Origin of the sequence: Streptomyces sp. NPDC001933, from assembly GCF_042890955.1 — a bacterium.
In the GTDB taxonomy this organism is placed as follows: Bacteria; Actinomycetota; Actinomycetes; order Streptomycetales; family Streptomycetaceae; genus Streptomyces.
Map to the genome: position 1 here is coordinate 1 of NZ_JBIASS010000052.1, position 16651 is coordinate 16651.

17 protein-coding genes and 4 pseudogenes are annotated in these 16651 nt (G+C 68.0%); 11 read left to right on the forward strand and 10 right to left on the reverse strand.

Annotation, left to right across the window (positions count from 1 at the left end; genetic code table 11):
- Window positions 1–140: 140 nt before the first annotated feature.
- Both ACFYY7_RS43185 and ACFYY7_RS43190 read right to left on the reverse strand, forming a co-directional pair.
- Complete coding sequence (locus ACFYY7_RS43185; RefSeq protein ID WP_388671254.1) at window positions 141–644, reverse strand: N-acetyltransferase; 504 nt, start codon at window positions 642–644, stop codon at window positions 141–143.
- Between the two features lie 165 nt (window positions 645–809).
- Window positions 810–2255 carry an NF041680 family putative transposase gene (locus ACFYY7_RS43190; protein WP_388671257.1) on the reverse strand — a complete coding sequence of 482 codons (1446 nt, stop codon included), beginning with the start codon at window positions 2253–2255 and terminating at the stop codon, window positions 810–812.
- A 215-nt stretch (window positions 2256–2470) separates the two neighbouring features.
- Between ACFYY7_RS43190 and ACFYY7_RS43195 the strand changes: the two genes are divergently transcribed.
- Both ACFYY7_RS43195 and ACFYY7_RS43200 read left to right on the forward strand, forming a co-directional pair.
- The gene (locus ACFYY7_RS43195; protein ID WP_388671260.1) at window positions 2471–3031 is read left to right on the forward strand and encodes a winged helix-turn-helix domain-containing protein; all 561 of its coding nucleotides are present in this window, start codon (window positions 2471–2473) and stop codon (window positions 3029–3031) included.
- Window positions 2959–3525 carry a transposase gene (locus ACFYY7_RS43200; protein WP_388671300.1) on the forward strand — a complete coding sequence of 189 codons (567 nt, stop codon included), beginning with the start codon at window positions 2959–2961 and terminating at the stop codon, window positions 3523–3525. The genes ACFYY7_RS43195 and ACFYY7_RS43200 overlap by 73 nt, the downstream gene beginning before the upstream one ends.
- Window positions 3526–3911: 386 nt before the next feature.
- Here the strand turns inward: ACFYY7_RS43200 and ACFYY7_RS43205 are convergent, their stop codons facing one another.
- Window positions 3912–4097 (reverse strand): hypothetical protein, encoded by a 186-nt coding sequence (locus tag ACFYY7_RS43205; RefSeq protein ID WP_388671263.1) that lies wholly within the window; start codon window positions 4095–4097, stop codon window positions 3912–3914.
- A gap of 256 nt (window positions 4098–4353) precedes the next feature.
- Between ACFYY7_RS43205 and ACFYY7_RS43210 the strand changes: the two genes are divergently transcribed.
- Both ACFYY7_RS43210 and ACFYY7_RS43215 read left to right on the forward strand, forming a co-directional pair.
- Window positions 4354–4566 (forward strand): hypothetical protein, encoded by a 213-nt coding sequence (locus tag ACFYY7_RS43210; RefSeq protein ID WP_376428310.1) that lies wholly within the window; start codon window positions 4354–4356, stop codon window positions 4564–4566.
- A 61-nt stretch (window positions 4567–4627) separates the two neighbouring features.
- Window positions 4628–5152 (forward strand): annotated as a pseudogene (locus ACFYY7_RS43215) (transposase); the annotation flags it as partial.
- Between the two features lie 26 nt (window positions 5153–5178).
- Here ACFYY7_RS43215 and ACFYY7_RS43220 read toward each other — a convergent pair.
- Entirely contained in the window at window positions 5179–5691 is a 513-nt protein-coding gene (locus ACFYY7_RS43220; RefSeq protein WP_388671267.1) for a DUF402 domain-containing protein, read from the reverse strand.
- Between the two features lie 582 nt (window positions 5692–6273).
- Entirely contained in the window at window positions 6274–6501 is a 228-nt protein-coding gene (locus ACFYY7_RS43225) for a hypothetical protein (RefSeq protein WP_388671270.1), read from the reverse strand.
- A gap of 307 nt (window positions 6502–6808) precedes the next feature.
- Between ACFYY7_RS43225 and ACFYY7_RS43230 the strand changes: the two genes are divergently transcribed.
- Window positions 6809–7003 (forward strand): hypothetical protein, encoded by a 195-nt coding sequence (locus ACFYY7_RS43230; protein WP_388671273.1) that lies wholly within the window; start codon window positions 6809–6811, stop codon window positions 7001–7003.
- Here the strand turns inward: ACFYY7_RS43230 and ACFYY7_RS43235 are convergent.
- Window positions 6996–7466, reverse strand: coding sequence for a hypothetical protein (locus ACFYY7_RS43235; RefSeq protein WP_388671276.1), 471 nt, complete (start codon window positions 7464–7466; stop codon window positions 6996–6998). The two genes, ACFYY7_RS43230 and ACFYY7_RS43235, sit on opposite strands and share 8 nt — an antisense overlap.
- A gap of 37 nt (window positions 7467–7503) precedes the next feature.
- Window positions 7504–7674 (reverse strand): hypothetical protein, encoded by a 171-nt coding sequence (locus tag ACFYY7_RS43240; RefSeq protein ID WP_388671279.1) that lies wholly within the window; start codon window positions 7672–7674, stop codon window positions 7504–7506.
- Between the two features lie 242 nt (window positions 7675–7916).
- Here ACFYY7_RS43240 and ACFYY7_RS43245 point away from each other — a divergent pair.
- From ACFYY7_RS43245 to ACFYY7_RS43255, 3 genes and pseudogenes are all read left to right on the forward strand, one after another.
- Window positions 7917–8327, forward strand: a pseudogene (locus tag ACFYY7_RS43245) (IS5 family transposase); the annotation flags it as partial.
- A gap of 369 nt (window positions 8328–8696) precedes the next feature.
- Window positions 8697–9005 carry a hypothetical protein gene (locus ACFYY7_RS43250; protein ID WP_388671282.1) on the forward strand — a complete coding sequence of 103 codons (309 nt, stop codon included), beginning with the start codon at window positions 8697–8699 and terminating at the stop codon, window positions 9003–9005.
- Between the two features lie 65 nt (window positions 9006–9070).
- Window positions 9071–9535, forward strand: a complete 465-nt coding sequence (locus tag ACFYY7_RS43255) for a hypothetical protein (protein ID WP_388671285.1) — start codon at window positions 9071–9073, stop codon at window positions 9533–9535.
- On the opposite strand, the gene ACFYY7_RS43260 is transcribed toward ACFYY7_RS43255, so the two are convergent.
- The gene (locus ACFYY7_RS43260; protein WP_388671288.1) at window positions 9498–9944 is read right to left on the reverse strand and encodes a DUF3592 domain-containing protein; all 447 of its coding nucleotides are present in this window, start codon (window positions 9942–9944) and stop codon (window positions 9498–9500) included. The genes ACFYY7_RS43255 and ACFYY7_RS43260 overlap by 38 nt on opposite strands.
- A gap of 211 nt (window positions 9945–10155) precedes the next feature.
- On the reverse strand, window positions 10156–11157 hold the full coding sequence (locus ACFYY7_RS43265) for an endonuclease/exonuclease/phosphatase family protein (RefSeq protein WP_388671291.1): 1002 nt from the start codon (window positions 11155–11157) through the stop codon (window positions 10156–10158).
- 242 nt (window positions 11158–11399) lie between these two features.
- On the opposite strand from ACFYY7_RS43265, the pseudogene ACFYY7_RS43270 reads away from it, so the two are divergent.
- Window positions 11400–11552 (forward strand): annotated as a pseudogene (locus ACFYY7_RS43270) (IS6 family transposase); the annotation flags it as partial.
- Between the two features lie 456 nt (window positions 11553–12008).
- Here the strand turns inward: ACFYY7_RS43270 and ACFYY7_RS43275 are convergent.
- A pseudogene (locus ACFYY7_RS43275) lies at window positions 12009–12770 on the reverse strand (IS5 family transposase); the annotation flags it as partial.
- A 426-nt stretch (window positions 12771–13196) separates the two neighbouring features.
- On the opposite strand from ACFYY7_RS43275, the gene ACFYY7_RS43280 reads away from it, so the two are divergent.
- Window positions 13197–15140 (forward strand): phosphatase PAP2 family protein, encoded by a 1944-nt coding sequence (locus ACFYY7_RS43280; protein ID WP_388671294.1) that lies wholly within the window; start codon window positions 13197–13199, stop codon window positions 15138–15140.
- A 787-nt stretch (window positions 15141–15927) separates the two neighbouring features.
- Window positions 15928–16350: a hypothetical protein gene (locus ACFYY7_RS43285; RefSeq protein WP_388671297.1), complete on the forward strand. Its 423-nt coding sequence runs from the start codon at window positions 15928–15930 to the stop codon at window positions 16348–16350.
- Window positions 16351–16651: the final 301 nt, after the last annotated feature.

Here is a 16651-nt window from a genome sequence, read left to right on the forward strand (position 1 = left end):
TCAACCGAGATCCTCTGCCGTGCTGCCGCTGCCCGTGGTCAGAGCTGGGGGCATTCCTCCGTACGCAACTGGGGAGAAAAGTCCGTACGCCGACACCCGTTCGATCGACAGCCTTCGAGATCGGTACGGGCAACAACCACTTACGTGTCGGGATGCTCCGGCAGGGCGAGCCAGTCCGACCAGGAGATCTCGCGGCCGAGGAAGCGCGGCTCCTCGAACGGCCAGTCGGCGGCGATCCACTGCGGCACCAGCGCGTCGAGGACCTGCTCGACCTTGCTGCCCACCAGCTCGTCCACCACCCACCAGGAGATCTCGCCGTCCGCGCCGGCCCTCTCCGGTGGGTCGATGTAGACACAGCCGAGCAGAGCTGTCTCCGCCGCGTCGAACAGCGCGTAGTTGAAGGACTGGTGTGCGGCGATCTCCTTCTCGTGCCGCAACAGGTCGGCCTGGTCGGCCTCGTAGGTCATGGTGGCCGCGGGCCAGCCCCAGGCCGGGCCGAAGATGCTCCACAGCCGCTCGCGCGAACCCATCACAGCCGGATAGTCGAGCGGGGTGTCCGCCTCCCGGATCGTCCGCAGGTGATGGCCACCGCCCGGCAGCGGTACCAGGACGGGGTGGACGAAGTCATCGGGAAGCCAGCTCATGGCGCCCGACCGTAGCAGCGCGCGGCCGTCCGCTCCCCTGGATTTTCCCCGTATACCGCCAGGCCCTGCTCTCATGCCGGGCAGGGCCCGCGATCACCCGATCGAGACTCCCGTTCGATCGACAGACTCCATGATCGGTACGGCAACGGCTTCTGACCTTGGCGTTTATCCTCGGCGGGCTTGGTGTTCCTTGATCGATTCGGCGCGTTTGACCGTCTTGCCGACGTCGTGGTGCCTGGCCCGGTTTTTGTTCTTCGAGCCTGCAGGCCGTCCCGGCCCTGGCCGGGACGGTTTCGGTGCGGCCGCGGGTCGGGCCGCGGCCGCGCGGACGTTGTGAAACCCCCGCCGCACCCGGGCGGGGGTGAGCCGGCGGGGCTCGGTCGGTCGTTCCCAGGGACGGCGAAGGTCCTCCGCGAGTGGCCGGGCCAGGCGGAGCTGGGTGTGGGCGGCGATGATGAGCCAGGTCCACAGGTCGGCGGTGTCCGCGTGACGGACCTTCGGGGCGGCCCAGCCGAGCGTCTGTTTCATGAGCCTGAAGGTGTCCTCCAGGTCGAATCTGCGGAGGAACGACTGCCACCAGCGCTCCACGTCCGCCGGGGTGGCGGCGGTGGCCGAGCACCACAGCCAGACCGGTTTCGGGTCACGGTCGCCCGGCAGGCGCTCGACCTTCAGGCGGATCAACGCGCCGTGCAGGACGGGCAGTTCCTCTTCTGCGTGCTCCAGCCAGGGGCCGCGGTGGGTGAGCCGGGGGTGCATCCGGTCCCAGGCTCTGGCCTCGGCCTTGCCATAACGGGTGATGTCCGTGACCGTAGTAACGTCGGGTTCGGGCCAGCTTTCGGGCTTGGCGAAGGTCAGGACGCCGCCGCGCCGACGCGGCCGTCCGCCCTTCGGCCCGCAGCGGACGGGACCGGGGTCACGGAGCATGACACGGTCCGAGCGCAGGCGTCCGACCAGGACGACGGGCAGGTCCGCCAGGGCGTGGTAAAGGTAGGTGACGTCGTAGCCGAAGTCCATAACGATCCAGATCTCCGGATCACCCGCCTGCCACTGCTGGGCCCGGATCAACCGCTCGACGACATTGCGTAGTTGGGCAGCGGTGACGGCGGTTGCGTCTTCCGCCGGCCCCAGGCGCACGGCATCCAGCAACGCGACCCAGGAAGTCCGGCCGGTCTCCAGGGCGCCGACGAAGGAGTACGGCCAGCCCGGCACGAACTGATCCGTCTTGCGATCACCGCGCCCGTAGACGTGGCAGAACAGCCGGTCGTCGCTGGTCGGGGCGTCCGGGCGGAGCCAGTTGCCGACATCCACGGCCAGCACGATCCGCCCGTCGGCAGCCCTCGGCAGCGGCAGGCCGGCCAGCGTGCGGCGCAACCGCGTCGGCTCAAGCCAGCCCCGGTCCAACGCGGCATACAGGGCCCCGTGCCCACGTCGGTGCTCGACCGCCAGGCAAAGCTCGACCAGGGTCTTCACTGGCCCGTCCGCGCACAGCACCGCGTCGGTGAGCTCGAAGAGGACATCCGCGCGAGCGCAGAGACATTCGTAGAACTCGACCCGAAAGCGGGACAACACGTCCAACGCCTCGCCTGCGGGCGCATCGACAGACAGACTCATACACAGCGGCCGTTCTCTTGTACTTCGTGACTCGACATCTCGAAGTATGAAGAACGGCCGCCTCCGCTGTCCCGGAAAGAACCGCAGATCAGTAGGCCGAGTGACCTGCGACGTTACTGACTTCGGCTCGTCAGGGTGAATTTTGGCGAAGTCCCTGATGGGCCCGGTGTGGTGGCTGTATCTCGTGGTGTGTGAGGTATGCGGATGGGGGCGGGGTGACCGCTGTGGGACGGCGGCGCCGGGAGTCGGTGCGGATGCAGGCGGCCGAGTTGTTCGAGCAGAAGATCAAGCCGCTGGAGGTGGCACGGCGTCTGAGGGTGAGCCCGAAGTCGGCCTATCAGTGGCACCAACGGTGGCGGGACGGCGGTGCTCAGGCTCTGGCCTCCCGTGGCCCGAGCGGATCCCGATGCCGTCTGTCCCCGCGCTGTCTGGACAAGCTGGCCGCGTATCTCGAGCAGGGCCCGGCCGCGCATGGCTGGGTGGAGGACCAGGTGTGGACCGCCGCGAGGGTGGCCACGCTGATCGGCAGGAAGTTCCACGTCTCCTACAGCGTCTCCGGGGCGACGAGGCTGATGCACCGACTCGGCTTCGGCCCACAGGTCCCCGCGCGACGGGTTGCCGAGCGCGACGAGCAGGCCGTCACCGTCTGGAAGGAGGCGACCTGGGACGAGGTAAAAGAACCCGGGCGGCCTGCGGGGGCTACATCTGCTTCGAGGACGAGGCAGGCTTCACCCGCGGGCCGCCCAAAGGACGCACCTGGGGCCGGCGCGGAGTGACTCCGCAGGTGACGGTGAGCGGACGGCGTTCGGGACGGCTGTCCGTGGCCGGGCTGATCGCCATGCGGCCCGGCTCCCGGACCCGGCTGTGCCATCGCCTGCGCGCCCACCCCTCGGGCAAAGGCAAGCGCCGCAGCATGGGAGAGCGCGACTTCATCGCGCTGATCGACGGTGTCCACCAGCTCGTCAAGTCACCGATCGTGCTCGTCTGGGACCGCCTGAACACCCACGTCTCCCACGCCATGCGTGAGCTGATCGCCGAGCGTGCATGGCTGACGGTGTTCCTGCTGCCCGCCTACTCGCCCGACCTCAATCCCGTCGAGTGGGTCTGGGCACACGTCAAGCGCAGCCTGGCCAACCTCGCCGTGGTCGCCCTCGATCGCCTCGAGGCCCTCGTCCGCAACCGGCTCAAACGACTTCAGTACCGGCCCGACACCCTCGACGGCTTCATAGCCGGCACCGGCCTGACTCTCGACACCCCAACGTCACCCTGACGAGCCGAAGTCAGTAATACCTCAACGCCAGCAGACCCCGCTTCTTCTGGCTCCGTAGTCATCTCCGACAGCTCCCCGCAGGGCATCGTGACCGCGTTGACGGAGCAGCTGACACCTCAAGCCTTGGCGGCAGTAGCGGAGCTGCTCATGGAGTCGCTCGCCACCGAAGTGTCGGCAGGCTGATCGCCGCCACACCGCGCGGTGCCAATAGGCACAGAGCCAGAGCGCAGAGGCGGCTGGGGTGTCCGCGGTGACGTGGCGGCAGCGCCGCAGCCGGAACGTACGGCAACTGCGGCCGATCGCGGACCAGTGGACGCAGGCAGCCTGGCCCCGGGCCGCATGATGGCGCAGCCGGGGGTAAGCGGCGCAACCCTCGACGGGCCGCGCTACGGGACGTCGCCGTGCCAGTCCCACCGGTCCGGATCGTCGGGGCGTTGCTCGTAGTCGGCCCGGCCGCCCGCCCCGTACATCCCCACCTCTGTGATCAGCAGCGCGCCGCCGGACCGCTGCTCCGTGGTCCAGCCGGTGACATCGAGCAGCTGCCCGTCCAGCGCACCGCCGACCAGTTCCACGTACGTACAGCCCGGCTGCGGGCCGGGGCGGGGGTCGCCTTTTGCAGCCGCGGGTAGGGGGCTTCCTCACCTGCGCGGGGAGAAGGGCCCCTGGGATTCGCCGGCACGGGCTTCCATCCGCTCTGACGGGTCGCGTCACCGACCCCGCACCCGACAACACTGTCACCCGAATGGCCCAACATGACGTGCCACCCACATGGGTGAAGATCAAGCTGGCTAGTGCCCCAACCGAGGCAATCTGTGAAAGGCGAACCAAATGCGCATTCGACGAATCCTCGCCGCAGTCTTCGCCACGGCAGCCCTCGCCGGACTCGGCCTCACAGGCGCCGCCACCGCCACCGCCGTCAGCGTCACCCCGGCCAGCGTCACCCCGGGTGAGTGCACGGACGGCGGCGGAACGATCGATCGGTCGACGCCCGTGCTCCCGACCTGCAGGGGCGGTATGTACGACGGGCAGACGGTCGACTAAACCCCACTAGGACCCGTTGCGAAAGTGGATCGGCGCCCCGCAGCCACGCGTTGCGGGGCGCTGGGCGCCGTCCGGTCGCCCCGACCGCCTGCCGGCCACCTACCACCGCACCCACGGGGTGACCTACTTTCACGGCTGCTATTCAGTGGGCGACGACACCCTGTGGGGCGTCAACCGCCGCCGCAAGAGCGCCGCGAACTCCCTGGCCGCACTCAAGTCGATCCGCGCCGCGTGCCCCGACGGCGACACCATCTACGTGATCGTGGACAACCTGTCCGCCCACAAGGGCACCAAGATCCGGGCCTGGGCGAAGAAGTACCAGGTCGAGCTGTGCTTCACTCCAACCAATGCCTCCTGGGCCGACCCGATCGAGGCTCACTTCGGACCGCTGCGGCAGTTCACCCTGGCCAACTCCCACCACCCGAGCCACACCGTCCAGACCCGAGCCCTGCACGCCTACCTGCGCTGGCGCAACACCCACGCCCGCCACCCCGACGTCCTCGCCGCCCAACGCAGGGAACGCGCCCGCATCCGCAGCGAGAAAGGCATCCGCTGGGGCGGACGCCCACTGGCCGCCACGGCCTGACACCGGACGCGATCTGGGTCGACGTGTCAGCTGATCTTGCCGAGCCAGGAACGGAAGTGACTGTGGAAGGGTTCCGCATCCGTGCGCAGCGCTGCCTGGAGCCAGTCGGCTGACGCGGCCGCCCGCGCGATGACATCGGGCGGGTAGGAGTAGCGGACCTGATGGTCGGCGAATTCGTCCTGGTCGTCGACGAATATGTCGCCCCCTTCACGCACGCGGCAAACATCGAGGTCCAGGTCGACCATGGTGACCTCGCCGGGGTTCGGCCACTGGGACGGAGTGGTGACGTCGCAGTATGTGTCCAACCGCTGGGGTGCGTCCATGAACAACGCCGTCCACCAGGCGCCGTGGGGGATGAGCTTGACCCGTGCCTCTTGCGATTCGTACACAGGCCCCTCATCGCCCTTGCTGTGGACGGTGCCGGCCGGCATGCCGAGCCAGACGCCGTGGTCGTCCTCGCCGAGTCGGAGCATGGTGCAGTGCCAATGCAGGCTTCCGTCGTACTTGCGGGCGGAGAACAGGACCTCAGCGGCATTCATGCTCAGGACGCTACCGCGAAGATCGAATCCCGTGGCCGGGAGGCCAGCTTCCAAAGCCCACACCCGGCGAACGTACGCGGTCACCGCACTAGCTGGGCACACGGGCCGCGATGAGGTTGAACAGCAGGGTCAGGCCGCGCCGGTCGGAAGCCGCTCCAGCAGGCCCATCAGTTTCAGCGCGGCCAGCATGTCATGCGCGACCTGAGCCGCTGTACACCTTCAACGCTCCGGCCCCCGCCCCAGAAACGGCCGGGCACCAGGGCCGGCCCGCGCGCGCGGCCCCGCCGACGCGCGAGAGGGACTTGCCGGCCGCCGATCCCCGAGGCGCTCCGCCCGCCCCGCCCCCACCCTCTCCATTTCGGTAGTCGGGCGGCAGGGGGTGCGCAGAGGGGATGTCAGCACCCCGACCACGCCTCTACAGGCATGGTGACCTGCGCAGACGCCCGACGCCCCGGAGAGAGGGGGCAACAGATAGTGAAAGGAATGATGCAAGAGAAAGCGCGGGAGAAAGTGCAGGAGAACTCTGGGCCGAAAGCAGATCTCAGCCGATTCCCTGAAAGGCAAACGCGGCTCTGGTCATTGTCAGGCCGGATGGTGGGGTAGTTCCTCGTCGGCATGGCCGCCGGTTCCGAGGGTCCGCCGCGGGGACAGGGGCGCAGCCGGGCGTGTGCCGAGTACGCCTCGGGCTCGCAGTTCATCAAGGTCGGACAGGCGCTCTCCAGGGAGAGCATCGAGGAGGTCGGCCTGGGCGGCGCGGATGCTGGGCGCGGGAGCCTGGGGGCCGGAGCCAAGGGCACGGCGGACGGTCACGCCGGTCATCGTACGGGCAGCGCATCACCGCTCGACCCCGGCCGCCGGGCTCCCGTGCAACAGGGTGCTGGCGCGGCGGCCGGGACCGTGGTCCAGGAGCACCGTGTTAGCCCTGGCCTGCGGTGGTCGGGGCTGTGGTCGGCCACGGAATCTTGAGGTCGCGCAGGGCGGTTCCGAGGTCGGTGAGGACGTCGTTCGACCAAGGGCCGCGGGACCGCGCTGGCACCGGTGCCCCGCGGCCCGTAGGGCTCGGGAGAACGAGGAGCTGCCTGCGGCCGGCCGTCCCGTGCCTCAGCAGGCCAGCGCGATGACCGAAGCGCGGCAGGACGAGCTGGACGCAATCGGTCCGGGATGGTGCCCGGCCTGGGACACCGGATGGCAGCGGTGCCACCGCCTCGTCCAGAACCACGTCCAGGCCGGCAGCGCCCTCCCGACAGCTACGGGCGATGTCGTCGTCCAGGGCGAAGACATCGGACGCGTGGTCAATGCCCAAGCTAGCTGATCAAAGTACTTAGGATCGCGCAGCCGTGGATGCCGATGCACACCCCGATCTGGACGACTTGGTTCTCAGGAATGTTGAGGTTCTTCGTTTTACCACTCGCCGCCCCTTGGACAGTCCCCTGCTCCCAGACGTCGCCGTTGACGCTCACCCAGTAGCTCGTCCCCTTGCCCGTTGCATTGGTCACGTAGACGTGTTCGCCGTTCGCCTCGAAACGAATCGAGACGAACTTCTTGGAGTTGCTGAGGGAGTAGACGGTCGCCGATCCGCTCACGCCGCCGGCGTCGTGGTCGTAGATGCGCCGATCGCATCGCGCGTTGTAGCCCTCGTTAGTTCCGTTTGTGGTGCACTGAACGTCTGCCGCCAATGCGGGGACCGCGGGGACGGCAAGAAGCAGGGCGATAGCCCCAATGATGGCCAGCATCAAACGTTTCATCATCTCTTCTCCTACGATTGCGTCGAGCATCTTGGGCTGTAGTCCTCACTGTCGCTATCGCCCAGCGTCAGGACCCACTGCCGGGCGCGCCGTTGTCGTCTTCGGCAGGTATGAAGGTGCCGTGGCCGGGTGCGGCGGCTGTGGCTGTGGTGGGTGTGGCGGCGTGGGCGGTGCCGGTCACACCGCCCGCGAGGGCGAGGGCGGTTACTGACACGGCGATGAGCCTTCGTGCTCGCATGTGGTGGTCTCCCCGTTGTGTGCCGCTCGGACCAGAATGATGGGGCGGCGTATCTTCCTCGGGGTGCCGGGTGGCTCCCCGCAGACCAACACTCGCATTCCTACGAAGGGCGAGTCCTGTTCATTCGGGCCTGCCCGAAACGCCCTCACCAATCGCCCGCCAGGAGCTGAGACCGCGTTTGAGATCTGCCGTATCCCGGGGCGAGAGGGGGCGTTGAGCCTTGCGTGAGTGGCTCTGGGGGCGGGTATCCGTCGGATCTGACGGATGAGCAGTGGGCTCTGGTCGAGCCGTTACTGCCGGCGGCGAGGGTCGGGCCGAAGGGCGGGTGGCGGGAGAAGCACCCACGTCGGCGGATCGTGGACGCGATCTTCTATGTGGTATGGACCGGGTGTGCCTGGCGCCAGCTGCCGAAGGACTTTCCGCCCTGGCCGACTGTGTACTGGTACTTCACTTGGTGGCACGACGACGGCACCGTCGAGCAGGTCCACGACACGTTGCGCGACCGGGTTCGTGAGGCTGACGGCCGTAAAGCGGAGCCGAGCGCCGGGCTGATCGACTCGCAGTCCGTGCGCACGGCCGATACGGTCCCCGCCGGAACCCGGGGCTTCGACGCGGGCAAGAAGGTGAAGGGCCGCAAACGATTCATCGTCACGGTGGCTTCGTTCACGTCGAGCGACAGCACTTGTGCACGGGTTCCGGAGGCAGTTGATGATCTACCCAGCCAGAAATGTTGACGAGAATCGACGTCATTGCCGTCGCTGCTTGCGTTGCGTGAGCTGTTCGCTGTGAATTGACGAGGAACGTCCGTAGAGGGTCAGCCGAGATACGGCCGAAAGGGATCGCAGGACCCCGGCGGTGTGATCGCCGAGGTCCTCGTGCTGTTTCGGGCTCACCATCGTGGCGGTGTCGTCTTCGTCGAGCGAGGCAGGGTTCTGGCCGAAGTCCCGCGTTCAGGCATGGGTGTCCGCGCTCCTGGCTAGCGTGATTGTCGTCTGCATGCCGTACGACGAGAGGACTTGCTGGTGCCCGACTTGCCCACCCCGACGCGGCTGTCACCGATCCGCGATGACCACGCCTGGCACTTCCCTTGGAGCCCGTGGCACGGCGTGGCGCCCAACAAAAGCGGCAGCGTGCGCAAGTCGGTGATCCTGCGGTTCGGTCAACTATGGATCAGGCCGGACGGCCGCGGTCGGGTGGCCGAGCACACCGTCGCCAGGATGACCGGGGAGCGGCGTATCTGCGGGCACTTCGGTAGGCAGCCCGACCCCATGGACTGGTACGTTCCAACTGACCAGGCCGCCATCATGGGCCGGGAGCCAGCAACCAGGTGACTTCTTCAGGCACGTCAACGCGTGCGGCACGGCGAGCGCTTGGCGCTGTCCTGGCAGCCGAGGCGGTGTCGGCCGCGGGAAACCGGATCGCCCTGATCGCGATTCCCTGGTTTGTGCTGGAGACCACCGGTGATCCCGCACGGGCCGGGCTGAGCGGGGTCGCCTACTTCGTTCCCGTGGTGCTGGCCGGGCTCTTCGGCGGTCCCCTGGTGGACCGCATGGGGTTCATCCGCAGCAGTGTCCTGGCCGACCTGGCCAGCGGCGTGACGGTGGCCGCGGTCCCGGTCCTGTACATGCTGGGCCATCTGTCGTTCTGGCTGTTGCTGGTCCTCACGTTCGCCGGCTCGATGCTCGACGTTCCAGGCACGACAGCCCGCCGCCGGGATCGGCGTCTTACCGGTCGGCACCGAGCTGCTGCCCGAATCCATCGATACTCGACGCGGGACCGAACTGCCAGAGAAACGCTGCTCCTCGTCATCGACAGAGCGGGTGTCAGGGCATCGAGCCGTCCGAGTTCCAGGCGATCATGATAAAGACGGCGAAGCCGATGAACACGGCGAGGAAGAGCATCGCGCCGCACGTGCTCGCGGCGAGCTTCCCGTGGGCCGGGGCCTTGGCGGTGGCGCGCTCAGGGCGCTCCGGCAGGTAGTGCACGGTGACGATGTCGCCCTCGACCGTGGTCGACGGTCCACCCTCCTCGTCGAACCGGACGACGCGCCCGTCGCGGGTCGTGAACTCGTAGACGTGGTGCAGCGTTGTGCGCACCGTGCTGTCCCCGCCGCCGCTGGTTGTCGTGTACGACCTGACACACCGTGCCTGGGTGGTGATTCCCCTGGACCAGGCGTCGCTGACCTGACGGGACCGGCGGAGCAGGACGATGGCTGCGTATACCGCAAAGGTGATCAGGAGGAGGGGGATAACGTTGAACAGAGCTTCCATGGGATCCCGGAGGCGTACGTCGGAGTCGGATGGTCCAGGTCTGCGGCCTGTCGACAGCCCGTTCCTCCGGCACGGCGCTGGTCCGGGCGCCGGGGACGCCGACGATGGGGCCGGGCGCTGGTCTGGTAGCGGGTGTCACCGACCGCGTCCGGCCGACGAATCTCAATGGCGTCGGCCGGACGACCTCGTGGCACGGCAGGGCGCTTGAGGGTCAGTCGAAGTCGAAGGTGGCGACGACGGGGGCGTGGTCGGACTCGGGGTATTTGATGTCGGTGGCGAAGGCGATGGAGTCGTCGTGGAGGATCTCGTTGTGGATCTCTGAGCCGCGGTAGTGGGCGAGGAGGTTGCGGGTGACGAGCATGTGGTCGATCATCTGGCCGCGGCCGTGGTGGAAGAGGGTGTAGCGGGCCTCGCTGGAGATGGTGCGCTCGATGGGGACCAGGACCCGGGTGGCAAGTTCGCCGTTGTTGGTGTCCTCAACGTTGCCGCAGATCGCCAGGACCGGGACTTCTTCAGGCTCGGCGTTGAAGTCACCGGCGACGATGATGCGCGCGTCCGGGTCGTCGTCGAGGATCTGGTCGATGAGGCGCCTGACCTCCAGGGCCTGGCTCATTCGCTTCATGGACGACAGGAAGCTGCCTTCGGCCCAGCTGTCGGCGCTGCTCCAGATGTCCTTCCGGGGGCCGATCAGTTGGCCGGGGATGTCGCTGGGGATCTTGGATTTCAGATGCACGTTGATGACGTGCAGGAGCCGGCCGGGGGCTGCGTGGTCGATGTCGATCTGCGCGTGCAGGACGGGCCGTTCGATACCGATCGCGACCGGCGCCGCGTCCGGGGGGTTGGCGGTGAGCCGCTGGTAGCGGGGCTCGTTGACCAGGTCGTTCTTCAACTGCTGGTGCTTGATGACCGGCAGGTGGGTGGCGATGACCAGGTTGCGCATGTCGAAGACCGCGTCGTTAGCGGGCTTGGTGCTGGTCAGGGACGCGCCAGCGAGGTTGGTGTCGGCGAGGAGCTCCTTGAGTGCGAGCAGGTCACGCGGCTGTCCGGGGCGTTCCTGGCCGTGGACTTCCTGGAAGCAGGCGATATCCGCGCGCAGCCGGGTGATCTGCGGCTTCATCAGCGCGATGCGTTCATCCAGCGACGGGTGCGGCACGTTCGGGGCGGGCTCGTCGAAGTTCTCCAGGTTGAACGTGGCAATCCGGATCTGTGTCACACGTGCTCCCAGGGCTCGCCGCAAGTCGGAATGCACAACGTAATCAGACATCACTCATAGTGAAGAGGAGGCGCGCTTGCGTTCCGTCGGCCGTCCGGCAGTTCGCCGCATCCTGCGACGCCCACTCTGGAGGTTTCGGATCGGTGCTGGATGTCCTGCGGGGGGGGCACTGTCAAGTTGAGTGAGTGGTCTCCGGGCTGGAACGGTAGTCGGGTTTGTTGATCGTTCGGGAGGAGCTGGTGGTGGAGGGCGCCGGGGAAGGGCCGTCGTACAAGGGGTTCCGGTTTCCGGCGGAGATCATCTCCCATGCAGTATGGCTGTACCACCGCTTCCCGCTCTCCTTCCGCGAAGTCGAGGAGCTGCTCCTGGCACGCGGGATCACCGTCTCCCATGAGGGAGACGGAGGGCGCACTGTCAGGCCGTCAGGACGGCACTGACGGGCCCGTGGTGGTCAAGCTCGGCACGTGGCTCCCGCGTACGGGGTGCACGGTCCGTTCCTTGAGGAGGTTGGTTGCGCAAAGCCTTCTTGGGGGACCGTCCCCGCGCGTACGGGATGCACTGGAGGCCGCCCCAGCCCCTGTGCTGTACGGCCGGACCGTCCCCGCGCGTACGGGATGCACCCTCGTCGACCTGCGTAGTTACCGGCCCGGTGGCAGTCTTTCAACCACTTCCAGGGATCACGGCATTGCTCGCATATGTACGCGCTATGGATATGTGAGGACGGCTGGGAGGTTGCCCTCCCAGGGTGACCCGAAGGGTCTTCCCGCTTCGTCCTGCTGCCCCGGAGCCCTTTGCGAGCTCTGGGGACTTCTGCAGTCCACGGGTGTTAGAGGTCGTTTTCGTCCGATGTTTCATCCCGAGATGGGATGTTCTGTGGCCTTCTTCGGGTCGTGCCAGGAGATGGTGTTCTCATTGGTGAGGCGGCGGGCCATGAGGTCGGTCATGGCAATGTGGATCACGGCTTCGGAGCGGGCGGGCAGGGTTTCGTAGTCGCGGGCCAGGCGGCGGTGGAGCATGAGCCAGCCGTAGGTTCGCTCGACCGCCCACCGCTTCGGGATCGGAGTGAAGCCCCTGCTCCCAGGCTTGCGGGCGGTGATCTCCATGTCGATGCCGAGGGTGGCGGCATGCTCGACGAGGTGCTGGCGGTAACCGCCGTCGACCCACACCTTGCGGATGCGCGGATGTTCGGCGGCGACCTGGTCGAGCAGCGCGGTGCCGGCAACAGAGTCCTGCACGCTGGCCGCGGTCACCAGCACGGCGAGGAGAAGGCCGAGCGTGTCGGTGACGATGCTTCGCTTCCTGCCGACGATCTTCTTGCCGGCGTCGATGCCCTGGCCGGTGGCGGGAACGCTGGTGGAGGTCTTGACGCTCTGGGCGTCGATCACGCAGGCCGTTGGCTCGGTGTCCCGGCCTTCCTTCTCTCGTAGAAGCTGCCGGAGCAGGCCGTAGAGCTGGGCGAACACGCCCTCGTCGGCCCATTTGGAGAAGTAGCCGTAGACGGTGTTCCAGTGCGGGAAGTCGTGCGGGAGGTACCGCCAATGGACCCCGGTGCGGTCCACGTACAAGATCGCGTCCATGATGTCGCGCAGGTCGTGCTCGGGCGGCCGGCCAAAAGCCTACAGATCGGATTAGGGGGCTCAGGGGGCGGCACGCGCCGGTCGTCTTCTCGGCCGTCGAGGCCGGCTCGCCGCACGCGGGATCGCCGTCGACAACGTGTTAATCACGGGCAACACCGTGCTCGCCGAGCCCGTTTTCTACGCCACGTTCACGGCGGCACTCGCCGAAGCGGTGCCCAGGGCGCGTGCCACTCGTCTGTGGGTACCGCCCGTTGAGGGCGCGGTGGCCCGTTCACCCGTACAACATCTCACGGCCGCTGGGCGTGCCCCAACGGGTCATTACACGGCCGTAGATCTTCGCAGGTACGACTTCTCCTCATCGCGAGCCACAGGAAGCAGACATGCCTCATGTGCCACAGGGAGCGGTCTCACGCACGAGCTTTCCCCGGCCGCAGGGCCGGAAAACCCCAGAAAGGCAATCGCATGCCGTCACCTGCCAGCCAGCACCCCACCGCGTCGGCCCGCGCCACCGGTCTCACCGTGAACAGGCGGTCGTTCCTCCGCACCTCCCTCGGCGCGTCGGCGGGTCTGCTGGCCGCCCCGACCTTCGCGACCTGGCTGGCCGCGGCTGACGTGCAGGCCGCGACGAGTCCCGCCGCGTTCGTCGACAACTACCGGACGAACGTCCTCGCGAACCAGACGCCCGAGACCAACGCGGTCGTCCACGTCCTCAACGGCATGAGTGAGGTGTGGAAGACGGGCGGCACCTGGAACACGGGCACGCCGCTCATGCCCAAGGTACTCCGGGCCAACATGGTCTACTGCGCCCGCGTCACCCAAGCCCGCACCGACGCCGTGGCGAAGCAGGTGTTCATCTACGACCGGCAGCACCAGAGTTACTCGGTTATCGAGGGTCTCGGCCCGCTGGCCGACCTGTACAAGGCGGGCGCCCAGGCGGTCACGTCGATCACCAGCGCGCCGGACGGCACACCCCCGACCACGATCAGCGACGCCGTACCGGCCGACGCCCCGGCCGGCTCGGCTCTCGGCGCCGGCTCGCACGACTCCGCGCTCGGCAAGGTGGCCGAGCTGGTCGACACCGTGCGCGGCCCGTACGCTTCGAGCAATCCCGCCAAGTACGCCTACCAGTACCCGCGTCCGTGGCGCATGAACAAGGACAGCGAGGTCGTCGACACCGGGAAGACTGACGCGCTCGGCTACCCTGTCTACAAGTCCGACGTGATCGTCGCCCCGCAACTGCTGCGGCAGCGCGGCACGTCCCCGGCCGACGACGGTGGCTACCCGAGCGGCCACACCAACGCCTTCCACCTGGCCTCCCTCGCCTACGCGTACGCCGTGCCCGAGCGCTTCCAGGAGATGGTGACGCGGGCCCTGGAGCTCAGCGACACGCGGATCGTGGCGGGCATGCACTCCACCGTCGACGTGATCAGCGGCCGCGTCATGGCCACCGCCCTGGCGGCCGCCACGCTCGCCGACCCGGCCAACGCCGGTCTCAAGGCTGCGGCACGCGCCCAGGCCCTTAAGTACTTCCAGGCGCAGACCGGTACGACGGCCGACACGCTCTACGCCTACGCGCATTCGGCGGGTACCGACACCGACCCGTACTCCGACCGGGCCGCGAATGCCCGTGCGGTCCGGCCCAGGTTGACGTACGTGCTGCCCCGGCACGGGCGCAGCACGGACCTGACCGTGCCCAAGGGCGCGGAGGTGCTGCTGGAGACGCGGCTGCCCTACCTCGACGCGGAGCAGCGGCGCGAGGTGCTGCGGACGACCGCGCTGCCCTCCGGTTACGTCCTGCTCGACGGGTTCGAGCAGTGGGGGCGGATCGACCTGTTCACCGCGGCGGACGGTTACGGCTCCTTCGATACGGACGTGCACATCACACTGAACGCGGCCGACGGTGGTTTCAGCGCGCACGACGCCTGGCGCAACGACATCGGCGGCTCCGGCGGTCTGACCAAGCGCGGCACTGGAACCCTTGCCCTGACCGGGGAGAACCGGTACACGGGCGGCACCGTGGTCGAGGATGGCACCCTGGTCGCCGCCTCGTCGGGCGCGCTGGGCCTCGGTGACGTACGGGTGACGGGCGGAATGCTGCGGGCGAGCGGAGCCGTCCGGGTGGGCGGTTCCTACATGCAGGCGGCCGGAGCGACCCTGGACGTGACGCTGCGGGCAGGGCACAAGGCGGCGCTGACGGTCAAGCAGCGTGTGGTGCTCGACCGCGACAGCGTGCTGACGCTCCGGCTAGACGAGGAACGGCCTCCGGAGGCGGGGACCACGGTCGGGGTGATCGGGGCGCGCTCGCTGCGCGGGCAGTTCGGGCGCGTCACCGTGGCCTCGGACATATACCGGGCGGTCCCCGTGTACACGGCTCAAGGGCTGGCCGTACGGCTGATCAAGCGGTAGCCCCACCGCTGGGCGGACACGGGCCGTCCGACCAGGGACACCAGCGAGGAACAGCCGATCAGCGCCCGGGCCTCCTCGGTCAGGTGGTCGATCTCCTTGGGGTGCCGGGTGGCTCCCCGCGGGGCGGCACTCGCATTCCCGTGAAGTGCGTGTCCTGTTCATTCGGGCCTGCCCGAAACGCCCTCGCCAATCACCCGCCGGGAGCTGAGGCTCTGGAGTGACGGCGTCCAGCTCGGGATGGTGTGGTCGGATCAGGACGTCGCGTCGAGGAAGGGCACGGTCGGTGCCTGGGCGGCCGTGCTCGGCGGCAGGACCATGCCGGTAGCGGCCGGCAGCGTCGGCCTGACCATTGCGGTATCCGGCCGGTCATCCGCCACAGCTGCGGCTCGTAGGGGGAGAAAGGAACTGCGTGCGGCCGGCCTCCCCGTCCCTTCGGCGGCCGGGGCGATGACCGAGGCGCGGCGGGACGAGCTGGACGCGATCTATCCGGGGTGGTGCCCGGTATGGGACACCGGGTGGCAGCGGTGCTACCGGCTGGTCCAGAACCACGTCCAGGCCGGCGGCACGCTTCCGGAGGCTGCGGGCGACATCGTCGTGCAGGGCGAGGACCTCGGACGCTGGGTCACCGCGCAACGGTTCGGGTGGAAGCAGCTCCTGCCTGTACAGCAGTGGATCCTGGAAAACACCCTCAAGGTCACGCCGGTCGGGGAAGAGGAGCGGCCGGTGAAGCGGACGCAGGACACCATATGGGCCCTCAATCTCGCGGTTGAACACGTCGTAGAGGGTGTTGCCGACCAAGGCCCCGTTCTGTCCGCTGGTCCGGAAGGGCTGGTCGTCACTGTTGGCACCTGTACTGATCGGCGAGGGATCGTGGTCCGACTACGACCTGGCCGCGCCAGGGGACCGCACTGGAAACGGCCATGTCGACCTGATCGCACGCCACAAGACAAGCGGAGAGCTGCGCCTCTACGAAGGCACAGGGAACTCCGGTGAAGGACTTGGCATCGGCCCCACAGCCGTCGCCATCGGGTCCGGCTGGACCCGCACCAACCGACCGCTGTTCACGGCCGTGCCCGATGCGAACGGCGACGCGAAGACCGACCTCTGGGCCACCGGAGGCGACGCCCAACTCTACTTCTATCCGAACATCTCAGGCAGCGAAGTCATCGTAGGCACCTCCGGCTGGAACGACTTCCAGACCCTCAACTGACTGCCGCCCGCCCTGGCGGAGTTCCCGCACCAGCCCACCACGATGCGGGAACTCTGCCTCTCTCCTGATTCTCAGACGGTTGTCAGAGGACGCCTGACCAGCGGCTCAATCCCTGGGGCCGTGGGTTCAGCCTCCGAGGAGCTGACGGCCGCCGACGGCATCGAAGCCTCAGCGGGCCGGCTCGGCACCCGGCTCCTCGACGGGAGCGGAGATCGGGCCCGGGTCCTCGGTGTCGGTGTCGAACGGCGGCGCCTTTTCGGTCCACTTCATCGACGTGACCGTCGTGTAGCTCTGCAGCTCG

What these genes read in the sequence shown, in the direction of transcription:
- ACFYY7_RS43220 (WP_388671267.1), bottom strand. Translation starts at nt 5,691, where the DNA reads ATGAATGCCGCTGAGGTCCTGTTCTCCGCCCGCAAGTACGACGGAAGC.
- ACFYY7_RS43280 (WP_388671294.1), top strand. Translation starts at nt 13,197, where the DNA reads ATGCCGTCACCTGCCAGCCAGCACCCCACCGCGTCGGCCCGCGCCACC.
- ACFYY7_RS43185 (WP_388671254.1), bottom strand. Translation starts at nt 644, where the DNA reads ATGAGCTGGCTTCCCGATGACTTCGTCCACCCCGTCCTGGTACCGCTG.
- ACFYY7_RS43190 (WP_388671257.1), bottom strand. Translation starts at nt 2,255, where the DNA reads ATGAGTCTGTCTGTCGATGCGCCCGCAGGCGAGGCGTTGGACGTGTTG.
- ACFYY7_RS43210 (WP_376428310.1), top strand. Translation starts at nt 4,354, where the DNA reads ATGCGCATTCGACGAATCCTCGCCGCAGTCTTCGCCACGGCAGCCCTC.
- ACFYY7_RS43235 (WP_388671276.1), bottom strand. Translation starts at nt 7,466, where the DNA reads ATGCTCGACGCAATCGTAGGAGAAGAGATGATGAAACGTTTGATGCTG.
- ACFYY7_RS43240 (WP_388671279.1), bottom strand. Translation starts at nt 7,674, where the DNA reads ATGCGAGCACGAAGGCTCATCGCCGTGTCAGTAACCGCCCTCGCCCTC.
- ACFYY7_RS43260 (WP_388671288.1), bottom strand. Translation starts at nt 9,944, where the DNA reads ATGGAAGCTCTGTTCAACGTTATCCCCCTCCTCCTGATCACCTTTGCG.
- ACFYY7_RS43230 (WP_388671273.1), top strand. Translation starts at nt 6,809, where the DNA reads ATGACCGAAGCGCGGCAGGACGAGCTGGACGCAATCGGTCCGGGATGG.